Raw genomic sequence first — 2554 nt, 5'->3', positions numbered from 1 at the left:
GCGGAATCTCCCAGCGGGACAGCTCGTACGGCCGTGACGGGACGGGGCGAAGAGGGCGCGGCGGCGGGCGGGGGGGCGGGGGGGGGCCCCCCCGCCCGCGGGCGGCCCCGGGGGTGGGGGTGGGGGCGCCCCCCGCGGGGCGGGGGGGGGCCGCGCGTTTTACCAAGGCGAAACCCCCCCGCGGCACCGTCCTACGGCCGGGCCGGGGCCGGGGCGATCCGGGCGCGGGGGGGGGGGGGCGCGCGAGGCGGCGCCCGCCCGCCGGCGGACGGCGCGGGGTGTGACGGTGGGGCCGCCCCCGGCGGACCGGGGCGGGGCGCGGTCTAGTGGCCGTGTCCCGGGCCGGCGCCGTGGCCGGGCGGCGCGGCGGCGAGCACCTCGGGCGGCATGATGACGAAGGGGCGCATCATCATCATGTCCTCGTGTTCGTAGATGTGGCAGTGGTGCATGAAGCGGCCCGCGGGGCCGGTGAACTCGGCGGCCACGTTGACCATCTCACCGGGGCCCAGGCTGATCACGTCCTTGGGGCCGCGCTCGCCGGGGGTCAGTGTGCCGGCGCCCTTGCGCTTGAGCGGGGACGTGGTGCCGCCGCCGTAGCCGCCGCCGGGCAGTTCGAAGTACTCGAAGGTGCTGGTGTCGTACCGGTCGCGGCCCAGGGCCTGGAAGGCGACGGCGTGCAGGTGCATGGGGTGCGGGTAGCTGCCCTCGGACTTCTCCAGGCTCAGGAAGCTCCACCGTTCGGTGGCGCCGGCGGGCACCGTGAAGCGCACCGGGTCCTCGAAGGTGGAGGAGACGCGCCGGTAGGTGTGCACGGTGCCGTCGGGGTGTTCGAACTGGATCACCCCGTCGATGGGGAAGGGCCCCTCGGGCGCCTTGACGCGCTCCATCTCCCACAGCTCCGGGTCCTTGGGGTAGACGGGCGTGACCACGACCATGCGCTGGGTGGCGTCGGCCACGTCCGCCTCGTTGCGGCGCCGGTAGGAGGGCGAGAGCGTGCTGCCGGGCGCGGGGGCGGTGGGGCCGCCGTGGCTGGCGCGCGAGGCGACGCGGAACTCCATGAGGTCGGGCCGCGCACCGGGCTCGGGCAGCGCGTTGACCAGGCGCAGCCGGCGCCCGCGCAGCGCGCGGAAGTCCACCAGCAGGTCGGCGCGTTCGGCCGGGGTGAGCGTGATGCCGTCGGCGAGGGGCGCGGGCCTGGGCAGCAGCCCGGCGTCGCCGCCGATCTGGAGGAAGGCGGCGGCGGGCAGCGGCTTGTCGTCCTCGCCGAGGATCTGGAGTCGGTAGGGCCGGTTGTTGGCGGCGTTCAGCGCCCGGAAGCGGTACCAGCGGGCCTCGACGTCCAGGTAGGGCCAGATCACCCCGTTGACCAGGTTGAACGGGCCGGTGAAGGGCCGGACCAGCTCGTAGGGGTCGTCGGCGACGACGATGCCCTTGTACAGGAGGTCGCCGGTCAGCTCGCCGCTGTCGCGGGCGTCGAGGTTGCGGTCGTAGAAGACCAGCGGTATCTCCCGCTCGCCCGCGGGCAGGCGCAGCGCGTCCTCCTCCGCGTCGCGGACGAGGTAGGTGCCGGCGCCCAGCCCGGTCATCACGTTCAGGTGGGTGATGTGCATGGCGTGGTCGTGGTACCAGAAGTGACCGGCCGGCTGGTCGTTCGGGTACTCGGCGAGCTGGGCGTGGCCGGGCGAGACGGCGTTCTCGGCCCAACCGTCGTTGCCGCCGCCGGTGACGGCCCCGTGCAGGTGGACCACGGCCCACGGCGGCAGCGCGGCGACCTCCTTCCGGGGCGCGCCGCCCTCGCGGCCCGGCCGGTCCCACATGAGCGGCTGCTCGGGGTCGTACGCGAAGGGCACCCGCACCGCGGTGACGGGGAAGGCGCCTTCGAGATGGTTCTCCCAGGCGACCCGCAGCCGCCTGCCGCGCCGCACCTCGATGGTCGGCCCCAGGTGTCGCCCGCCGTAGGTCCACAGGTGGGTGGCGGGCAGGTCGCGGTGGAGTCGCACCCGGGCGCGCTCCAGCGACACGGTGAGCGTGTCGCGCGGGCGCAGGGTGCGCGGGATCGGCAGCGGGTCCCGGAAGGGTTTCAGGGTGCGTACGGCCGCCGCCGCCCGCGCGGCGCGCTCGCCCACCCGGGGGGTGGTCGGCAGGTCGGGCAGGTCCCGCACGGGGGTGCCGAGCGCGGCGGTCATCAGGTCGGGCCGGGGGCCGGCGGCTCGCGCCTGGCCGGCTCCCGGCAGTGCCGCGCCGACCCCGAGCGCCAGGCCGCCGACCGCGCCCGCGCCGGCCAGGAAGTGCCGTCTGCCCAGGCCGTTACGGGGCTTTGGCGTAAAGCTCATGACGGGTCGTCAGCCATGCTCGCGATGAGGCTCTTGGGGCGCAGGTCGGTCCAGTTCTCCTCGATGTAGTCCAGGCACGCCTGGCGGGTGTCCTCGGGGTGGACGACGGTCCAACCCTCGGGTACGTCCACGAAGTTGGGCCACAGGGAGTGCTGGCCCTCGTCGTTCGCGAGCACCAGGTACACGCCGTCCTCGTCCTCGAACGGATTGGTCACGGAAAC

Annotated in this window: 2 protein-coding genes; both read right to left on the bottom strand. The window is 75.2% G+C overall.

The window, feature by feature from the left end; genetic code table 11:
* Positions 1-323: 323 nt before the first annotated feature.
* A complete protein-coding gene (locus ACFVFR_RS21775; RefSeq protein ID WP_383704183.1) occupies positions 324-2333 on the bottom strand; it encodes a multicopper oxidase family protein in 2010 nt (669 codons plus the stop codon).
* Positions 2330-2548, bottom strand: coding sequence for an MbtH family protein (locus ACFVFR_RS21770; RefSeq protein ID WP_383704181.1), 219 nt, complete (start codon positions 2546-2548; stop codon positions 2330-2332). Before ACFVFR_RS21770 ends, ACFVFR_RS21775 begins: the two co-directional genes overlap by 4 nt.
* Between the last annotated feature and the right edge of the window lie 6 nt (positions 2549-2554).

The sequence above is a fragment of the Streptomyces sp. NPDC057702 genome (assembly GCF_042799315.1).
Classification (GTDB): domain Bacteria; phylum Actinomycetota; class Actinomycetes; order Streptomycetales; family Streptomycetaceae; genus Streptomyces.
Note: the sequence above shows the minus strand (reverse complement) of the source record. Positions and strands in the feature narration are given on the sequence as shown.